Source organism: Streptomyces sp. NPDC042102, from assembly GCF_055582305.1.
This window is the reverse complement of sequence record NZ_JBVJDL010000002.1, coordinates 1,018,965-1,034,611: the sequence shown is the minus strand read 5'-3', so window position 1 is coordinate 1,034,611 and position 15,647 is coordinate 1,018,965. Positions and strand designations below refer to the sequence as shown.

The following is a 15,647-nucleotide window of genomic DNA, read 5'->3' as shown; positions in this document are numbered from 1 at the left end:
CACGGACCGTCCACGGAGGTTCCCGCTCCCATGAAGCTCACCGTCGTCGGCTGCTCGGGTTCGTTCCCGTCCGCGGAATCGGCCTGCTCGAGCTACCTCGTCGAGGCCGACGGCTTCCGGCTGCTCCTCGACATGGGCAACGGCGCCCTCGGCGAGCTGCAGCGCCACATCGGTCTCTACGACCTCGACGCGATCTTCCTCAGCCACCTGCACAGCGATCACTGCATCGACATGTGCGCGTACTTCGTCGCCCGCTACTACCGCCACGAGGGCGGCCGCTGCGGCACGATCCCGGTGTACGGCCCGGAAGGCACCGAGAAGCGCCTGACCGCCGCCTACGAGGACGTCCCCGACGAGCGTTCGATGAGCGAGGTCTTCGAGTTCCGGACCCTGAAGTCCGGCACTTTCGAGATCGGCCCCTTCCAGGTCCGCACCGAGCGCGTCTGCCACCCCGTCGAGGCGTTCGGCATCCGCGTCGAGCACGACGGCCGCTCCCTGACGTACTCCGGGGACACCGGCGTCTGCCCCGAGCTGGGACTGCTCGCCGAGGGCGCCGACCTCTTCCTGTGCGAGGCCTCCTTCACGCACGGCAAGGAGGACATCCCCGGCCTGCACCTCAACGGCCGCGAGGCCGGCGAGTACGCGCAACGGGGCGGCGTCGGGCGCCTGGTCCTGACCCACATCCCGCCGTGGACCTCCGCCGAGCAGAACCTCGCCGACGCCCGCGCGGTGTACGGCGGCCGGGTCGACCTCGCGTACGCGGGCGCCGTCTACGAGGTCTGACCCGGCCCGCACGGCGCGTCCGCACGGCACGTACGGATACGGCGGAGCCCCCGCCCTCCCGTCAGGGAGAGCGGGGGCTCCGCCGTGTTGCCCGGGGTGTGTTACTTGGCCTCGGCCTTGGCCAGCTCGGCCAGCTCCTCGTCGGACTCGCGGCCCGGCGTCGGGAGGTTGAACTTGGTGATCGCGAAGCGGAAGATCACGTAGTAGAGGGCGGCGAAGCACACGCCGACCAGCAGCAGGCCCAGCGGCTTGGACGCGATGCCGTAGTTCAGCAGGTAGTCGATCGCACCTGCGGAGAAGCCGAAGCCGTCCTTCATGCCGAGTGCCCAGGTCAGCGCCATGGAGACACCGGTCAGCAGCGCGTGGATCGCGTACAGCACCGGAGCGATGAACATGAAGGTGAACTCGATCGGCTCGGTGATGCCGGTGATGAAGGCGGTGAGCGCGAGGGAGAACATCATGCCGCCGACGACCTTGCGGCGCTCGGGGCGGGCGCAGTGGACGATCGCGAGGCAGGCTGCCGGGAGGGCGAACATCATGATCGGGAAGAAGCCGGTCATGAACTGGCCGGCGGTCGGGTCGCCGGCGATGAAGCGGGCGATGTCACCGTGCACGGTGCCGTCGGGGCCCTCGTAGGAACCGGCCTGGAGCCACGGGAAGGAGTTCAGCAGGTGGTGCATGCCGACCGGGATCAGCGCACGGTTGGCGACACCGAAGATGCCCGCGCCGGCGGCGCCGGAGCCGACCAGCCACTCGCCGAAGCCGTGGATGCCCTTGCCCAGGACCGGCCAGATCAGACCGAAGACGATGCCGAGGACCAGACCGGCGAAGGAGGAGAGGATCGGCACCAGGCGGCGGCCGCCGAAGAAGCCCGCCCAGTCCGGCAGCTTGGTGCGGAAGAACCGCTGGTACAGCAGGGCGGTCACGATGCCCATGACCACGCCGCCCAGCACACCGGCGTCCACCGCGGGCGCCACCATGACGATCTTGTGGTCGACGATCGCCTCCACCTTCGGCAGGCTGCCGTCGGTGAACTTGCCGAGGACCGCCTTGAAGACCAGGTAGCCGGTGACCGCGGCGAGACCGGTGGAACCGTCGGCCTTCTTCGCGAAGCCGACGGCGATGCCGACGGCGAAGAGCAGGGCCATGTTGCTGAAGATGGCCCCACCGCCGGCGGCCATGTACGAGGCGATGGTGTTGACGAACTCGGGGAGCGACTTGCTGCCCAGCAGGTCGTTCTGGCCGAACCGGACCAGCAGGGCGGCGGCCGGCAGGACGGCGATCGGCAGCATGAGGCTGCGGCCGATGCGCTGGGCCACGGCCATCGCGCCGGAGCCCTTCTTCTTCTCGGCCGCGGGGGCGGCAGCCGTGGTCACAAGTTCCTCCAGTGGGCAAGGCGCCGCCCGGGGGTGGAAAGCACGGGGGCCGGCGGCGTCTTCAGAAACAGGGGACTCACGGGCCCCGGTGAGGGGGCGCGTGGTCTACACCAATGCGTGGTGTAGACCAGTTGTAGCATGGTCCGGGTTAGATAAGGAACCTTCGATTTCCTGTGGCCTGGATCACATTCTCCGCCCCGGGCCGAAGCCACCGGCACCGCCCGTTTCCGGGCACGCCGAAGGCCCCCGGACCACTGGATCCGAGGGCCCTTCCCACCGGGCCGGAAGCCCTGCGGCGCCTTGGGGCCGCTACGCCTTGACGTTGTCCCGCTGCATCTCCTCGATCTCCTCGTCCGACTCCCGCCCCGGCGTCGCCAGGTTCAGCTTCGTGATCAGCACCCGGAAGACGACGTAATAGACCACCGCGAACCCCAGTCCGATCGGGATGATCAGCCACGGCTTGGTCGCCAGCCCCCAGTTGATGACGTAGTCGATCAGGCCCGCGGAGAACGTGAACCCGTCGTGGACCCCCAGCCCCCAGGTCACCGCCATCGACACACCGGTCAGGACCGCGTGGATCACGTACAGGAGGGGTGCCACGAAGAGGAACGAGTACTCCAGCGGCTCGGTGATGCCCGTGACGAACGACGTCAGCGCCACCGACAGCATCAGCCCGCCGACCTCCGCGCGGCGCTGCGGCTTCGCGCAGTGCGTGATCGCCAGCGCCGCCGCCGGCAGCGCGAACATCATGATCGGGAAGAAGCCCGACAGGAACTGCCCCGCGTTCGGGTCGCCCGCCAGGAACATCGGGATGTCACCGTGCACGACCTGCCCGTCCGGCTTGGTGTACGAGCCGAACTGGAACCAGATGGGCACGTTCAGGAACTGGTGCAGACCGATCACCAGCAACGCCCGGTTCGCCACCCCGAAGATCCCCGCCCCCCAGGACCCGATGTCCACCAGCCAGTCGCTGAACGCCTCCAGCGCATCGCCGATCGGCGGCCAGATCCACAGGCACAGCGACGCGAACACGATCGCCACGCACGCCATGATGATCGGCACCAGCCGGCGGCCGTTGAAGAAACCCAGCCAGTCCACCAGCTTCACCCGGTGGTAGCGCTGCCAGAACCACGCCGTCAGCAGCCCCATCACGATGCCGCCGAACACCCCCGGATTCGTGTACGTGTACCCCGCGAACACCTCGTCCGGCCCCAGACACGCGCCGCCGATGTCCCGCGACCCCGGCGGACACGGGTTCGGGAACGCCCGCAGCACCCCCCGGTACGCCAGGAACCCCGCCACCGCCGCCAGCGCCGTCGACCCGTCCGCCTTCTTCGCCATACCGATCGCGACACCGACGCAGAACAGCAGCGGCAGCCCGAGATCACTGTCCAGCAGCGCACCGCCCGCACCCGCCATCACCCTCGCGACGGTCTCCCAGCCCAGACCGTCCGAACCGAACGCGTCGACCAGGCCCAGTCGGTTCAGGATGCCGGCCGCCGGCAGCACCGCGATGGGCAGCTGGAGACTGCGGCCCATCTTCTGCAGCCCCTGGAACAGACCGTTCCACCACTGGTGCCGCGGCCCCGCGGCCGCGGCGCTGTCCGCGCTCATCCGGCAACCTCCCTGACGGCCCGTTTTGGCGGCGGCGGCCGGTGCGGCACACTGGTGTAGACCACCTGTGATGCGGTCGCCTTCACCCGCCCGGAGGGCGGGTCGCCGCTGATCGTCATCATTCGGCAGAAGCACCACCCGCGCTCGCGAAGATGGGCCAACCGTGGGCTACCGTGACAAAGCGGTTCCCGCATGCGGACCCCGCGCATACAGGCACTCAGGGAGAACACATGGCCACCAAGGCTGAGAAGATCGTCGCCGGACTCGGCGGCATCGACAACATCGAAGAGGTCGAGGGCTGCATCACCCGCCTGCGCACCGAGGTGGCCAACCCCGACCTCGTCGACGAGGCCGCCCTCAAGGCCGCCGGCGCCCACGGCGTCGTCCGCATGGGCACCGCCGTCCAGGTCGTCATCGGCACCGACGCCGACCCGATCGCCGGCGAGATCGAAGACATGATGTGAGCTGAGCCCGAGGCTCACCCCGAAGACCCCGTCCCGGCCGCATCCGGACGGGGTCTTCCCGTTCACCCGTCCTTGCCGTTCACCCGCAGCGACTAGGCTCACCACCATGTCTCGCATCGACGGCCGCACCCCCGAACAGCTCCGCCCGGTCACCATCGAACGCGGATGGAGCAAGCACGCAGAGGGCTCCGTCCTCATCTCCTTCGGCGACACCAAGGTCTTCTGCACCGCCTCCTTCACCGAAGGCGTCCCGCGCTGGCGCAAGGGCAGCGGCGAAGGCTGGGTCACCTCCGAGTACTCGATGCTGCCCCGCTCCACCAACACCCGCGGCGACCGCGAATCCGTCCGCGGCAAGATCGGCGGCCGCACCCACGAGATCTCCCGCCTCATCGGCCGCTCGCTGCGCGCCGTCATCGACTACAAGGCCCTCGGCGAGAACACCATCGTCCTGGACTGCGACGTCCTCCAGGCCGACGGCGGCACCCGCACCGCCGCCATCACCGGCGCCTACGTCGCACTGGCCGACGCCGTCGCCTGGGGCCAGTCCAAGAAGCTCATCAAGGCCGGCCGCAAACCCCTGACCGGCACCGTCGCCGCCGTCAGCGTCGGCATCGTCGACGGTGAACCCCTCCTCGACCTCTGCTACGAGGAGGACGTCCGCGCCGAGACCGACATGAACGTCGTCTGCACCGGCGACGGCCGCTTCGTCGAGGTCCAGGGCACCGCCGAGGGCGAGCCCTTCGACCGCAAGGAACTCAACGCCCTGCTCGACCTCGCCGCCGGCGGCTGCGCCGACCTCGAGGCCATCCAGCGCGGAGCACTCGGCCTCTGACGCAACCGCGGCCCGCTCCGCACCGTCTCTACCAGTACGGGCGCACGATCCACCATCGTGCGCCCGTCCACGTATCCGACCCAGGGGGGATCCGTCCCGATGACCACGCACCACCGCCACCGTCTGGCCGCGCTCGCCCTCGCCGGAGCCCTGGTGGTCCCGGCCCTCGCCTCCTGCTCCGCCCTCTCCACCGCCCTGGACTGCGCCAACACCGCCGTCGCCATCAGCGAGGGGGCCGGCGACCTCCAGCAGGCCGTCTCCCAGGCCGGCAACAGCCCGCAGGACGCCCAGAACGCCCTCAACCAGATCGAGACGAGCCTGAAGAAGATCGGCGACCAGACCGACAACGCCGACCTCGGCAAGGCCATCGACTCGATGAACACGGCCGTCAAGAACGTCCGCACCGCCCTCGAGCAGGGCAACCCCACCCCCGACGTCAAGCCCGTCGCCGATGCCGCCTCCGAGATCTCCAAGGTCTGCACACCCGGCTGACCGGAGATAATCGGTGACCATGACCCGCCTGATCCTCGCGACCCGCAACGCGGGCAAAGTCACCGAGCTCCACGCCATCCTGTCCGCGGCCGGCCTGCCCCACGAGCTGGTCGGCGCGGACGCGTACCCGGAGATCCCGGACGTCAAGGAAACCGGCGTCACCTTCGCCGAGAACGCCCTGCTCAAGGCCCACGCCCTGGCCAAGGCCACCGGACTGCCTGCCGTCGCCGACGACTCCGGCCTCTGCGTCGACGTCCTGAACGGTGCCCCGGGCATCTTCTCCGCCCGCTGGGCCGGCCGCCACGGCGACGACCGGGCCAACCTCGACCTGCTCCTCGCCCAGCTCTCGGACATCGACGACGCCCACCGCGGCGCCCACTTCTTCTGCGCCGCCGCCCTCGCCCTGCCCGACGGCACCGAACGCGTCGTCGAGGGCCGCCTCCTGGGCACCCTGCGCCACACCCCGTCCGGCACGGGCGGCTTCGGCTACGACCCGATCCTCCAGCCGGCGGGCGAGACCCGCACCTGCGCGGAACTCACCCCGGCCGAGAAGAACGCCATCTCCCACCGCGGCCAGGCCTTCCGCGCCCTGGTCCCGGTGGTCCGGGAACTGGTGAGCTGAGCCGCTTCACGAACGCCACGAGGCCCCGGTCCACGCGATGCGGATCGGGGCCTCGCCGTACAGGTGCGGTCGGGGGGACTCGAACCCCCACGGGATTTCTCCCACAGGTACCTAAAACCTGCGCGTATCGCCTATTTCGCCACGACCGCGATATTTCGACCCGAATCGGACATTGAGCCTGGTCGACTGCGGTCAGTGTACGGCGGCTGCACTCTCCTCCGCGACCAGCCTCCGGCGTCCTCCCCGGCACCAGGTGCTGGTGATCGCATGGCAGTTGGGGCACAGCAGTCGGAGGTTCTCGCGCCGGTCGTCGCTCCAGTCGCCGTTGATGTGGTCGACCTCCAGGGTCATGGGATGGCCCAACCACTCGGGCGGCGTTCCGCACGTGTGACAGCGCTCAGGAACTCCAACCTCATGCAATGCCCGGCGCAGCATGCGAGTGCGGGTGCGTCGAGTGCCGTCATGCTTGACGAGGATCTGCCGTGCGGGTTTCAGCGGTGTCGACCCGGGTTGGCCGCGCCTGTGGGCCCGGCCCAGGAAATGCGCGGTCGAGAGACCGTCCTCACGAATCCATCGCTTGAGCTTGTCGTTCAGCTGCCCGTTCTCCGGGAGGCCCAGTGTGCGCAGGGTCTGGGCCAGGCTGTAGGAGGCGGTGACGGCTTCACGGAGCACTGACGCCGGCGGTTTCGGGTGCCGCGTGTACGTGCGGGTACTCATCGGCGGCCCTTGCCGCGGCCCCGGTAGGTGTCCGTCGTCGAGTGGCAGTTGGGGCAGAGGTAGCGCAGGTTCTCCTGCTGGTTGTTGCGCCAGTCGCCGTCGATGTGATCGACCTCAAGCGCAAGAGAGTGTCCCTGCCAGGTTCCTTCGTTGCCGCACATCGTGCAGCGTTCCGGGACGCCCCGAGCGGTGAGTGCTTCCCTCAGGCGGTCGCTCGGTATCCGACGCGAGCGGGTGTCGTCCTGCCTGACCAGCACCGTTTCCGGGGTGCGTCGTCGCTTGGTGCGTCCTGCCGGGGACGGCAGGATGAAATGCGAAGTGTCGATACCGAACGCCTTCACCCGGCGGCTGATGTGGGTGTGCTGGCCTCCGACCACCTCGACCCCCAGCCGGCGGAGCACGTCGGACATGTTCGTCGAGGCGGCGACCGCCTCCTCGAGCACATCCTTCGTCCACTTCGCCCCCTCCGCCGTGAAGTGCGAAGTGTCGACGCCCAGTTTGCGCATCCGGTCGTGGAGGTACCTCCGTGACCCTCCCCGCGGCTCTACCCCGAGCTTCCCCAGTGCCTCGCTCAGCGTCCGCGACGCCCCGGCCGCCTCGGCCAGCCGTTCCTTCGTGTACGGGCTCTCCGGCATGTCGCCCCTCCATTCCGGCCGCTCGTTCGTGCGACCCTCGCATGGAGTAACGCCCCGATATGTGAATGGTTACGTCCGATAAACGGAACGGCCCGCGCCGGGGTGGGGGGCGGGCCGATCGCGGGGTGGGGTGGGTCAGATGCCGAGGTCCTTGATGATCTTGGCCACGTGGCCGGTGGCCTTCACGTTGTACAGGGCGCGCTCGACCTTGCCCTCCTCGTCCACGATCACCGTCGAGCGGATCACGCCGGTCACCGTCTTGCCGTAGAGCTTCTTCTCGCCGAAGGCGCCGTACGCCGTCAGGACCTCCTTGGAGGGGTCGCCGACGAGGGTGACCTTCAGGTCCTCCTTCTCGCGGAACTTCGCCAGCTTCTCCGGCTTGTCCGGGGAGACGCCGATGACGTCGTAACCGGCCGTGGCCAGCAGTGCCAGGTTGTCCGTGAAGTCGCAGGCCTGCTTGGTGCAGCCCGGGGTCAGGGCCGCCGGGTAGAAGTAGACGATCACCTTGCGGCCCTTGTGGTCGGCGAGCGAGACCTCGTTGCCGTCCGCGTCGGGCAGGGTGAAGGCGGGGGCGGTGTCGCCCGGCTGGAGTCGCTCGCTCATGTCTCACAGTCTCCTCGGGAGGGGATCGGTACCACCCGAGCGTAAGCTGACAGACTGTCCATCCAGGACCATGCCCACACACGACGACGGAGGCGGCGCGGTGCCCGAAGCAAGGACCCCTGCGCAGATCGAGGCGGACATCATCCGCAGGCGCGAGCAGCTCGCCGAGACGCTCGACGAGATCGGCGTGCGCGTGCACCCGAAGACGATCATCGGGGACGCGAAGGCCCGGGTCGCCTCGTCGGTGGAGCAGGCGGCGGGCCGGGCGGTCTTCGCCGTGAACCGGGTGGTGACCGACGTCAAGGCCGGGTTCCGCGACGATGACGGCGCGCCGCGCGTGGAGCGGCTGGTGCCGGTCGCGCTGGTGGCCGTCGGGCTGGTCGGTCTGCTGGTGGTGTCGGCGCGCCGTCGGCGCGGCTGACCCGCTGGATTACAAGGCCGGCGCCGGCAGGTAGGTTCGAGTCGTGAGCAACCACACCACCCACGACAAGCTGCCCATTCGTATGCTGCACGACCGTGTGCTCGTGCGGTCCGATTCGCCCGAGGGCGAGCGCCGCTCGGGCGGCGGCATTCTGATCCCGGCGACGGCCGCGGTCGGCAAGCGGCTGGCCTGGGCGGAGGTGGTCGCGGTCGGGCAGAACGTGCGGACCGTGGAGCCCGGCGACCGGGTGCTGTACGACCCCGAGGACCGTGCCGAGGTCGAGGTGCGGGGCGTGGCGTACGTGCTGATGCGGGAGCGGGATCTGCACGCGGTGGCGGCGGAGCGGCTGGAGGGGTCCGAGGACTCCACCGGGCTGTACCTCTGACCGTCGTCCGCGGCTGTCTCATCCGCGGCCGTGTTATCCGCGGCCGTCTCATCCGTGGCAGGGGCCGGTGACCGAGGTCACCGGCCCTTTGGCGTGCCGTTTGTTACGGTGAAGAGGGACCCCGACGAGACGCGCCGTACCGGGTAGGACAAGACGACGCACCCCTGTTCCGCTCTCGTTCCGGAGGTGCCCGTCATGGCCTGGGTTCTGTTGCTGCTCGCCGGTCTGCTCGAGGTCGGCTGGTCGATCGGTATGAAGTTCACCGAGGGTTTCACCCGCCTGTGGCCGTCCGTGTTCACGGGTGCCGGGATCGTGGCGAGCATGCTGCTGCTGTCGTACGCCGCCAAGACGCTGCCGATCGGTACGGCGTACGGCGTGTGGGTGGGGATCGGCGCGGCGGGGGCCGCGGTGGTGGGAATGGCGGTCCTGGGCGAGCCGGTGACCGCGGCCCGGATCTTCTTCGTCTGTCTGCTGCTGGTGGCGGTGGTGGGGCTGAAGGCCACCTCCGGTCACTGACCGGGCGTTCATCGTTCCGGCGTTCATCGTTCCGGCGGGCGGCCGCCTTCCGCCGTCGCGCCGTCGGGGCGACCTCCGGCGGTGTTGCCGCCGGAGGTCCGGCCGCCGTTCGCGGGGTTGCCGCCGCCTGTGTCGCCCCCGTTCGTGTCGCCTCCGTCGGTGTCGCCCCTGCCGGTGGGGTTGCCGCCGGTCGTGTCGCCCCCGTCGGTGTCGCCGCGTCCGGTGTCGTCCCCGTCCGTGGGGGTGTCGTCGGTGGGGGTGCCGCCGGGGCCGCCGTCGGTGTCGCCTGGGGGCGGCGTGGCCGGCGGGCGGATGCCGGGGGATTCGTGGCCGGGCGGTGGCGGCGGCGGGGGCGGGGGCCGGCGGTCGGCGCCGGGCTGGAGGTCGAGTTCGAAGTCCAGCGGGTCGTTGTCGCCCAGTGCCGCCTTGGTGTACGCGGCCCAGACGCGGGCCGGGTAGCCGCCGCCCCCGATGCGTGGTTCGCCCAGTGCTCCGTAGAGGGACTGCAGGGTTCCGGTGTCGGGGTCCTGGCCCATCATGGCGACGACCGTGACGAGGTCGGGGGTGTAGCCGGCGAACCAGGCCGAGCGGTCGAGCTCGCCGGTGCCGGTCTTGCCGGCGGCGGGGCGGCCGGCGGCCAGCGCTGCGGTGCCGGTGCCGTTGTCGACGACGCCGATGAGGACCGAGGTGGTGGTGTCGGCGGCCTCGCGGCTGATGGCCTGGGTGGGGGCGCGCTCGGGCAGGGGGATCCCGTCGGAGCCCTTGGTGATCTTCTCGAGGAAGGTGTACGGGGTGTGCCGGCCGTGGTCGGCCAGTGTCGCGTACGCCACGGTCATGTCGAGGACGCTGGCCTGGAGGGTGCCGAGTGCCATGGCGGGGCCGGCGTCGAAGTTGGGGGTGTTCTCGGGGATGCCGAGGGCGACGGCGGTCCGCTTGACCTTCTGGGTGCCGACGTCGACGACCATCTGCGCGAAGACGCTGTTGACGGAGAGGTCGGTGGCGGTGCGGACGGTGATGGGGCCGTAGGAGCGCTGGTCCTCGTTCTCGGGGGCGTAGGGGACGCGGCTGCCGACGACGGGGCGTCTGTTGTCGCCGTTGTACAGGGTGTTGGGGGTGATGGGGCGGCCGTCCTGGGTGCGGGAGTCGTTGTCGACGGCGGAGGCGAAGACGAACGGTTTGAAGGTGGAGGCGACCTGGTAGTCGTGCCGGGTGGCGTTGTTGACGTACTGCTTGGTGTAGTCGACGCCGCCGTAGAGGGCGACGACCTTGCCGGTGAGGGGGTCGATGGAGGCGCCGCCGGCGCGGACGATGCGGTCGGCGGGGTGTGCGGCGGGGTCGAGCCGGGAGAGCATCTGCTGCTCGACGGCGGTGACGAAGTCGTTCTGGCGGGCCTTGTCGATGGTGGTGGTGATCCGGTAGCCGCCTTCGGCGAGGGCCCGGTCGTCGACGATCTCGTTCTCGACGATGTAGTCCTTGATGGCCTCGACGAGGTAGCCGCGCTGTCCCGACAGGCCGGCGGCCGGGCGGACCTTGCCGGGTTCGGGGAACCGGGTGGCGGCGCGTTCGGCGGGGGTCAGCCATTTCTTCTTGACCATGCCGTCGAGGACGTAGTTCCAGCGGGCGAGGGCGCGGTCGCGGTTCTGGGGGTGGGCGACGACGTCGAAGGCGCTGGGGGAGTTGAGGAGGGTGGCGAGGTAGGCGCCCTCGGCGGTGGTGAGGTCGCTGACGTCCTTGCCGTAGTAGGCCTGGGCGGCGGCCTGGATGCCGTATGCGTTCCGGCCGAAGTAACTGGTGTTCAGATAGCCTTCGAGGATGTAGTCCTTGGACTTCTCGCGGCCGAGTTTGATCGCGATGAAGAATTCCTTGACCTTGCGTTTGATGGTCTGTTCCTGGCCCAGGTAGTAGTTCTTGACGTACTGCTGGGTGATGGTGGAGCCGGACTGGGTGCCCTTGCCGGTCGCGGTGTTCCAGGCGGCGCGCACCATGGCTTTGGGGTCGACGGCCCGCTCGGAGTAGAAGTCCCGGTCCTCGGCGGCGAGTACGGCTTCCTGGACGGTGCGGGGGACCTGGGAGAGCGGCGCGTTGACGCGGTTGACCTCGCCGTCGCGGGCGAGCTGGGAGCCGTCGGAGTAGAGGTAGAGGTTGGACTGCGCGGTGGCGGCGGCGTTGGCGGGCGGGATGTTGACGAGCAGGTAGCCGGCGACGAGGCAGGCGCCGATGACCAGGGCGACGAGCAGGACGGTGCCCACGACCACGCGCCAGGTGGGGATGAACCGGCGCCATCCGGTGCGCTGTCGGCGCACGGGGCGGCCGGGTTCGGTCTGTTCGCCGGGTGTGCTCCGCGGGTGCGGCGGCGGGTGGTGCGGGGGCGGTTGGTGCGGCGTGTCCGGGTCCCGGGGGCTCCAGCCCGGTCGGGGGGAGGGGTCGCTCATCTCCGGGGCTCCTCGACGCCGTGGGAAACATCCACGTTTGTACCTGAAGGTCTGCTTGCTGCTCTATCTGATGCTGTCTACCCGATGGCTGAACGATCCGTGCCGGACGGGCGTTATTCGGTCGCGTGGATCGCCCCTCCGCACTAAGCTCGCGCGCTTTGGCCGACGCAGGGAAACGAGTGGGAGGGGAGACAGGGTGCGCCTGCACGTGCGCCTGTATCTGGCGGTCGCCGCGGGCGGCTTCCGCCGCTACGCCACCTACGGGACCGCGACCGCGGCCGGGGTGTTCACCAATACGGTCTTCGGGTTCATCGTCGCCTTCACGTACATCGCGCTGTGGGAGCAGCGTCCCGGGCTCGGCGGCTACGACATGGCGCAGGCACTGACCTTCGTGTGGGTCAGTCAGGCGCTGCTGGCGGCGGGTGCGCTGATCGGGGGCGGCTTCCACGAGGAGGTCCAGGAGCGGATCCGTACGGGTGACATCGCGGTCGACCTGTACCGGCCCGCCGATCTGCAGGTGTGGTGGCTGGCGGCCGATCTGGGCCGGGCCGCCTTCCAGTTGGTCGGGCGGGGCGTGGTGCCGCTGGTGGCGGGGGCGCTGGCGTTCCCGCTGGCGCTGCCCGCCGATCCGGTGCGCTGGCTGCTGTTCCTGGTGTCGGTGACGCTGGGGCTGGTGGTGGGTTTCGCGCTGCGCTACCTGCTGGCGCTGGTGGCGTTCTGGCTGCTCGACGGGTCCGGTCTCAACCTGGTCGCGACCGTCGTCTCGATCTTCTTCTCGGGGATGCTGCTGCCGCTGACGGTCTTCCCGGGCGCCTTCGGGGAGTTGGTGCGCGCGCTGCCGTGGGCGGCGATGCTCCAGGTGCCGCTGGACGTGCTGCTGGGCGAGCACGCGGGGGCGGGCGGCGCGGCGCCCGCGCTGGGCTTCCAGTTGCTGTGGGCGGTCGTCCTGCTGGGCTGCGGGCGGCTGCTGCAGTCCGCGGCGACGCGGAAGGTGGTGGTCCAGGGTGGCTGAGGCGACGACGGCCGGCGGCGGCGAGCGGGTGGCGGTGCGGCGGGAGCCGGCCGGGATCCCGGAGCGCAACCGCGCGCTGGAGGGCGTACGCGGCTACGGGCTGATCGTGGCCATGTGGATCCGGGCGACGATGACGTACCGGACGTCGTTCCTGCTGTCGGTGTTCGGCAACGCGGCGATCACCGGGCTCGACTTCGTCGGCATCTTCGTCATGTTCCGGCACGTGGACGCGCTGGGCGGGTTCTCGCTGGCGGAGATCGGGCTGCTGTACGGCTCGTGTTCGGCCTCGCTGGGGCTGGCGGACCTGATCCTGGGCAACACCGACCGGATCGGGACGCGGGTGCGTGACGGTTCGCTCGACACGATGCTGGTACGGCCGGTTCCGGTGCTGGCGCAGGTCGCGGCGGACCGCTTCGCGCTGCGCCGGGTCGGGCGGATCGTGCAGGGGCTGGCGGTGCTGGGGTGGGCGCTCTCGGTGCTGGACGTGGACTGGACGGTGGGGCGGGTGCTGCTGGTGCCCGTGATGGTGGTGGCCGGGGCGGCGATCTTCGGGGCGGTGATGGTGGCGGGGGCGGCGTTCCAGTTCGTCGCGGGGGACGCGGCGGAGGTGCAGAACTCCTTCACGTACGGCGGCAACACGATGCTGCAGTACCCGCCGACCATCTTCGCCAAGGAGCTGCTGCGCGGGGTGACGTTCGTGGTGCCGCTGGCGTTCGTCAACTGGCTGCCGGCGCTGGAGGTGCTGGGGCGGCCCGATCCGCTGGGGCTGCCGGGGTGGCTGGCGTACGCGAGCCCGCTGGTGGCGTTCGTGGTGTTCGTACCGGCGTCGCTGGCGTGGCGCGCGGGTGTCCGTTCGTACCGGAGTACGGGGAGCTGAGGACCGATGTCAACGACATCGACGTCGACGCCGAGGTCGGCATCGCAGGAGACGGAGCTGGTGATCGAACTGGAGGAGGTGGCGAAGGTCTTCGACGTCCGGCGCCGCACCGGTCTGTGGCGGCGGGAGAAGCGGCAGGTCAGGGCGGTGGACGGGATCTCGTTCACGGTGCGGCGCGGTGAGATGGTCGGCTACATCGGTCCGAACGGCGCCGGCAAGTCCACCACGATCAAGATGCTGACGGGCATCCTGACGCCGAGTGGCGGCCGGCTGCGGGTCGCGGGGATCGACCCGGCGCGAGAGCGGACCCGGCTGGCGCACCGGATCGGGGTGGTGTTCGGGCAGCGCACGACGCTGTGGTGGGACCTGCCGCTGAAGGACAGTTACGGCCTGATGCGCCGGATGTACCGGATCCCGGACGACCGTTACCGGCGCAACCTGGCGCGCTGCGTGGAGCGGCTGGACCTGGGCGAGCTGCTGGACGTACCGGTGCGGCAGCTGTCGCTGGGGCAGCGGATGCGCGGGGACATCGCGGCGGCGCTGCTGCACGATCCGGACGTGCTGTACCTGGACGAGCCGACGATCGGGCTCGATGTGGTGAGCAAGGCGAAGATGCGGGGATTCCTGCGGCAGTTGAACGAGGAGCTCGGTACGACGGTGCTGCTGACCACGCACGACCTCCAGGACATCGAGCAGCTGTGCGAGCGGGTGATGGTGATCGACCACGGGCGGCTGATGTACGACGGGCCGCTGGGCGGTCTGCACGCGGCGGGGGCGGCGGGGGCGGGGGAGGAGATCGAGCGGACGCTGGTGGTGGACCTGGAACGGGAACTTCCGCCGATCGAACTGCCGGGCGCGCGGATCGTGCGGGTGGAGGGGCCGCGGCAGTGGCTGGCGTTCCCGGCGGGATCATCGGCGGCGCCGCTGGTGGCGGCGGTGGCGGAGCGGTACCCGCTGGTGGACCTGTCGGTGCGGGAGCCGGACATCGAGGACGTGATCGCGCGGATGTACGCCGGGCGGGGGTAGTGCGTTTCCGCGCGATCAAGTCGTATGACATGGATGGCGTACTGAATAGGCTGTGCCCATGAGTGACGAGCGGCCGGAGAAGCCGTTGCCGGAGAAGGCGGACGTGGACGGGGCGGCCCCGCGGAAGGCGGACCTGAGCAAGGAGCCGGCGGGGAGCACCCCGGCGTCCGATCCGCAGCCGGCGCAGCCGGCGCTGCGGGCGTCGGACGCGGACCGTGAGCGGGTGGTGGAGCGGCTGCGGGACGCCGTGGCCGAGGGCCGGCTCGACATGGACGAGTTCGAGGAGCGGCTGGAGGCGGCGTACACGTCCCGTACGTACGCCGAACTGGAACCGCTGACGCGCGACCTCCCGGCGGTCGCCCAGGCCTATCCGCCCGTGCCCGGCGACCGGCCGGCGCCGGGCACCGGAACGTCCTGGCCCGCCCGGATCGGCGGCGCGGGCACCTCCTCGGGGGCCGTGGCGATCATGTCCGGGTTCCAGCGCAAGGGGCACTGGACGGTGCCGCGCCGTTTCACGGCGGTGGCGTTCTGGGGCGGCGGCGAGATCGACCTGCGCGAGGCGAACTTCGCCGAGCGCGAGGTCGAGATCACGTGCGTGGCGATCATGGGCGGCATCGAGATCGCCGTACCGCCGGGGGTGGAGGTCGACGTGCGTGGCATCGGCATCATGGGCGCCTTCGACCAGCGCGACAGCCCGCCGCCGGCGGATCCCGGGGCACCGCGTGTGGTGATCACCGGCCTGGCGTTCTGGGGCGGGGTGGAGATCAAGGTGAAGGCGCGCAAGGACCTGGGCCGGGGCAAGACCCGCAAGGAGCTGTAGCGGGGCGACGGGGGTGACCG

General features: G+C 70.3%; 18 protein-coding genes, 1 tRNA gene and 1 riboswitch. Of the genes, 12 read left to right on the top strand and 7 right to left on the bottom strand.

Annotated features, from left to right (window positions below; all coding sequences use genetic code 11):
- Positions 1-30 precede the first annotated feature (30 nt).
- On the top strand, positions 31-783 hold the full coding sequence (locus tag ACZ6KO_RS12730; protein ID WP_469303580.1) for an MBL fold metallo-hydrolase: 753 nt from the start codon (positions 31-33) through the stop codon (positions 781-783).
- 101 nt (positions 784-884) lie between these two features.
- Here the strand turns inward: ACZ6KO_RS12730 and ACZ6KO_RS12725 are convergent, their stop codons facing one another.
- The gene (locus ACZ6KO_RS12725; protein WP_469303915.1) at positions 885-2,108 is read right to left on the bottom strand and encodes a PTS transporter subunit EIIC; all 1,224 of its coding nucleotides are present in this window, start codon (positions 2,106-2,108) and stop codon (positions 885-887) included.
- Positions 2,109-2,468: 360 nt separating this feature from the next.
- Positions 2,469-3,773 carry a PTS transporter subunit EIIC gene (locus tag ACZ6KO_RS12720; RefSeq protein ID WP_469303577.1) on the bottom strand — a complete coding sequence of 435 codons (1,305 nt, stop codon included), beginning with the start codon at positions 3,771-3,773 and terminating at the stop codon, positions 2,469-2,471.
- A gap of 152 nt (positions 3,774-3,925) precedes the next feature.
- On the opposite strand from ACZ6KO_RS12720, the gene ACZ6KO_RS12715 reads away from it, so the two are divergent.
- The 4 genes from ACZ6KO_RS12715 (at position 3,926) to rdgB (ending at position 6,183) form a co-directional block, all read left to right on the top strand.
- Positions 3,926-4,237 carry a PTS sugar transporter subunit IIB gene (locus ACZ6KO_RS12715; protein WP_469303575.1) on the top strand — a complete coding sequence of 104 codons (312 nt, stop codon included), beginning with the start codon at positions 3,926-3,928 and terminating at the stop codon, positions 4,235-4,237.
- Between the two features lie 106 nt (positions 4,238-4,343).
- Positions 4,344-5,069, top strand: a complete 726-nt coding sequence (gene rph, locus ACZ6KO_RS12710; RefSeq protein ID WP_401450567.1) for a ribonuclease PH — start codon at positions 4,344-4,346, stop codon at positions 5,067-5,069.
- A 99-nt stretch (positions 5,070-5,168) separates the two neighbouring features.
- Positions 5,169-5,561, top strand: a complete 393-nt coding sequence (locus ACZ6KO_RS12705) for a hypothetical protein (protein ID WP_469303573.1) — start codon at positions 5,169-5,171, stop codon at positions 5,559-5,561.
- Positions 5,562-5,580: 19 nt separating this feature from the next.
- A complete protein-coding gene (gene rdgB / locus ACZ6KO_RS12700; RefSeq protein ID WP_469303570.1) occupies positions 5,581-6,183 on the top strand; it encodes an RdgB/HAM1 family non-canonical purine NTP pyrophosphatase in 603 nt (200 codons plus the stop codon).
- 64 nt (positions 6,184-6,247) lie between these two features.
- Here the strand turns inward: rdgB and ACZ6KO_RS12695 are convergent.
- The 4 genes from ACZ6KO_RS12695 to bcp all read right to left on the bottom strand — a co-directional run bounded on the left by ACZ6KO_RS12695 (position 6,248) and on the right by bcp (position 8,138).
- A tRNA-Leu gene (locus tag ACZ6KO_RS12695) sits at positions 6,248-6,332 on the bottom strand.
- 43 nt (positions 6,333-6,375) lie between these two features.
- On the bottom strand, positions 6,376-6,900 hold the full coding sequence (locus ACZ6KO_RS12690; RefSeq protein WP_469303566.1) for an HNH endonuclease: 525 nt from the start codon (positions 6,898-6,900) through the stop codon (positions 6,376-6,378).
- The gene (locus tag ACZ6KO_RS12685; RefSeq protein ID WP_469303564.1) at positions 6,897-7,535 is read right to left on the bottom strand and encodes an HNH endonuclease signature motif containing protein; all 639 of its coding nucleotides are present in this window, start codon (positions 7,533-7,535) and stop codon (positions 6,897-6,899) included. The genes ACZ6KO_RS12690 and ACZ6KO_RS12685 overlap by 4 nt, the downstream gene beginning before the upstream one ends.
- A 135-nt stretch (positions 7,536-7,670) precedes the next feature.
- Positions 7,671-8,138, bottom strand: a complete 468-nt coding sequence (bcp, locus tag ACZ6KO_RS12680; protein WP_469303561.1) for a thioredoxin-dependent thiol peroxidase — start codon at positions 8,136-8,138, stop codon at positions 7,671-7,673.
- Positions 8,139-8,238: 100 nt separating this feature from the next.
- On the opposite strand from bcp, the gene ACZ6KO_RS12675 reads away from it, so the two are divergent.
- The 3 genes from ACZ6KO_RS12675 to ACZ6KO_RS12665 all read left to right on the top strand — a co-directional run bounded on the left by ACZ6KO_RS12675 (position 8,239) and on the right by ACZ6KO_RS12665 (position 9,460).
- Positions 8,239-8,559: a DUF3618 domain-containing protein gene (locus tag ACZ6KO_RS12675; RefSeq protein WP_469303559.1), complete on the top strand. Its 321-nt coding sequence runs from the start codon at positions 8,239-8,241 to the stop codon at positions 8,557-8,559.
- A gap of 82 nt (positions 8,560-8,641) precedes the next feature.
- Positions 8,642-8,944 carry a GroES family chaperonin gene (locus ACZ6KO_RS12670; RefSeq protein WP_264203395.1) on the top strand — a complete coding sequence of 101 codons (303 nt, stop codon included), beginning with the start codon at positions 8,642-8,644 and terminating at the stop codon, positions 8,942-8,944.
- A 91-nt stretch (positions 8,945-9,035) separates the two neighbouring features.
- Positions 9,036-9,107: riboswitch (guanidine-III (ykkC-III) riboswitch) on the top strand.
- Between the two features lie 32 nt (positions 9,108-9,139).
- On the top strand, positions 9,140-9,460 hold the full coding sequence (locus ACZ6KO_RS12665; protein WP_401450553.1) for a DMT family transporter: 321 nt from the start codon (positions 9,140-9,142) through the stop codon (positions 9,458-9,460).
- Positions 9,461-9,483: 23 nt separating this feature from the next.
- Here the strand turns inward: ACZ6KO_RS12665 and ACZ6KO_RS12660 are convergent, their stop codons facing one another.
- Complete coding sequence (locus ACZ6KO_RS12660) at positions 9,484-11,892, bottom strand: transglycosylase domain-containing protein (RefSeq protein ID WP_469303555.1); 2,409 nt, start codon at positions 11,890-11,892, stop codon at positions 9,484-9,486.
- Between the two features lie 208 nt (positions 11,893-12,100).
- Between ACZ6KO_RS12660 and ACZ6KO_RS12655 the strand changes: the two genes are divergently transcribed.
- From ACZ6KO_RS12655 to ACZ6KO_RS12640, 4 genes are read left to right on the top strand one after another with little or no spacing between them, the layout of a single operon-like run.
- A complete protein-coding gene (locus ACZ6KO_RS12655; protein ID WP_469303911.1) occupies positions 12,101-12,904 on the top strand; it encodes an ABC transporter permease in 804 nt (267 codons plus the stop codon).
- Complete coding sequence (locus tag ACZ6KO_RS12650) at positions 12,897-13,781, top strand: ABC transporter permease (RefSeq protein ID WP_469303552.1); 885 nt, start codon at positions 12,897-12,899, stop codon at positions 13,779-13,781. The genes ACZ6KO_RS12655 and ACZ6KO_RS12650 overlap by 8 nt, the downstream gene beginning before the upstream one ends.
- A gap of 6 nt (positions 13,782-13,787) precedes the next feature.
- Positions 13,788-14,807: an ABC transporter ATP-binding protein gene (locus ACZ6KO_RS12645; protein ID WP_469303550.1), complete on the top strand. Its 1,020-nt coding sequence runs from the start codon at positions 13,788-13,790 to the stop codon at positions 14,805-14,807.
- Positions 14,808-14,865: 58 nt separating this feature from the next.
- Positions 14,866-15,627, top strand: coding sequence for a DUF1707 domain-containing protein (locus ACZ6KO_RS12640; RefSeq protein WP_469303548.1), 762 nt, complete (start codon positions 14,866-14,868; stop codon positions 15,625-15,627).
- The last annotated feature ends 20 nt before the right edge of the window (positions 15,628-15,647 follow it).

Excerpts from the sequence above, each read along its gene's own strand:
- ACZ6KO_RS12725 (WP_469303915.1), bottom strand. The coding sequence starts at position 2,108 with ATGGCCGTGGCCCAGCGCATCGGCCGCAGCCTCATGCTGCCGATCGCC.
- ACZ6KO_RS12715 (WP_469303575.1), top strand. The coding sequence starts at position 3,926 with ATGGGCCAACCGTGGGCTACCGTGACAAAGCGGTTCCCGCATGCGGAC.
- ACZ6KO_RS12660 (WP_469303555.1), bottom strand. The coding sequence starts at position 11,892 with ATGAGCGACCCCTCCCCCCGACCGGGCTGGAGCCCCCGGGACCCGGAC.
- bcp (WP_469303561.1), bottom strand. The coding sequence starts at position 8,138 with ATGAGCGAGCGACTCCAGCCGGGCGACACCGCCCCCGCCTTCACCCTG.
- ACZ6KO_RS12720 (WP_469303577.1), bottom strand. The coding sequence starts at position 3,773 with ATGAGCGCGGACAGCGCCGCGGCCGCGGGGCCGCGGCACCAGTGGTGG.
- ACZ6KO_RS12640 (WP_469303548.1), top strand. The coding sequence starts at position 14,866 with ATGAGTGACGAGCGGCCGGAGAAGCCGTTGCCGGAGAAGGCGGACGTG.
- ACZ6KO_RS12730 (WP_469303580.1), top strand. The coding sequence starts at position 31 with ATGAAGCTCACCGTCGTCGGCTGCTCGGGTTCGTTCCCGTCCGCGGAA.
- rdgB (WP_469303570.1), top strand. The coding sequence starts at position 5,581 with ATGACCCGCCTGATCCTCGCGACCCGCAACGCGGGCAAAGTCACCGAG.
- rph (WP_401450567.1), top strand. The coding sequence starts at position 4,344 with ATGTCTCGCATCGACGGCCGCACCCCCGAACAGCTCCGCCCGGTCACC.
- ACZ6KO_RS12685 (WP_469303564.1), bottom strand. The coding sequence starts at position 7,535 with ATGCCGGAGAGCCCGTACACGAAGGAACGGCTGGCCGAGGCGGCCGGG.
- ACZ6KO_RS12670 (WP_264203395.1), top strand. The coding sequence starts at position 8,642 with ATGCTGCACGACCGTGTGCTCGTGCGGTCCGATTCGCCCGAGGGCGAG.
- ACZ6KO_RS12645 (WP_469303550.1), top strand. The coding sequence starts at position 13,788 with ATGTCAACGACATCGACGTCGACGCCGAGGTCGGCATCGCAGGAGACG.
- ACZ6KO_RS12705 (WP_469303573.1), top strand. The coding sequence starts at position 5,169 with ATGACCACGCACCACCGCCACCGTCTGGCCGCGCTCGCCCTCGCCGGA.
- ACZ6KO_RS12665 (WP_401450553.1), top strand. The coding sequence starts at position 9,140 with ATGGCCTGGGTTCTGTTGCTGCTCGCCGGTCTGCTCGAGGTCGGCTGG.
- ACZ6KO_RS12690 (WP_469303566.1), bottom strand. The coding sequence starts at position 6,900 with ATGAGTACCCGCACGTACACGCGGCACCCGAAACCGCCGGCGTCAGTG.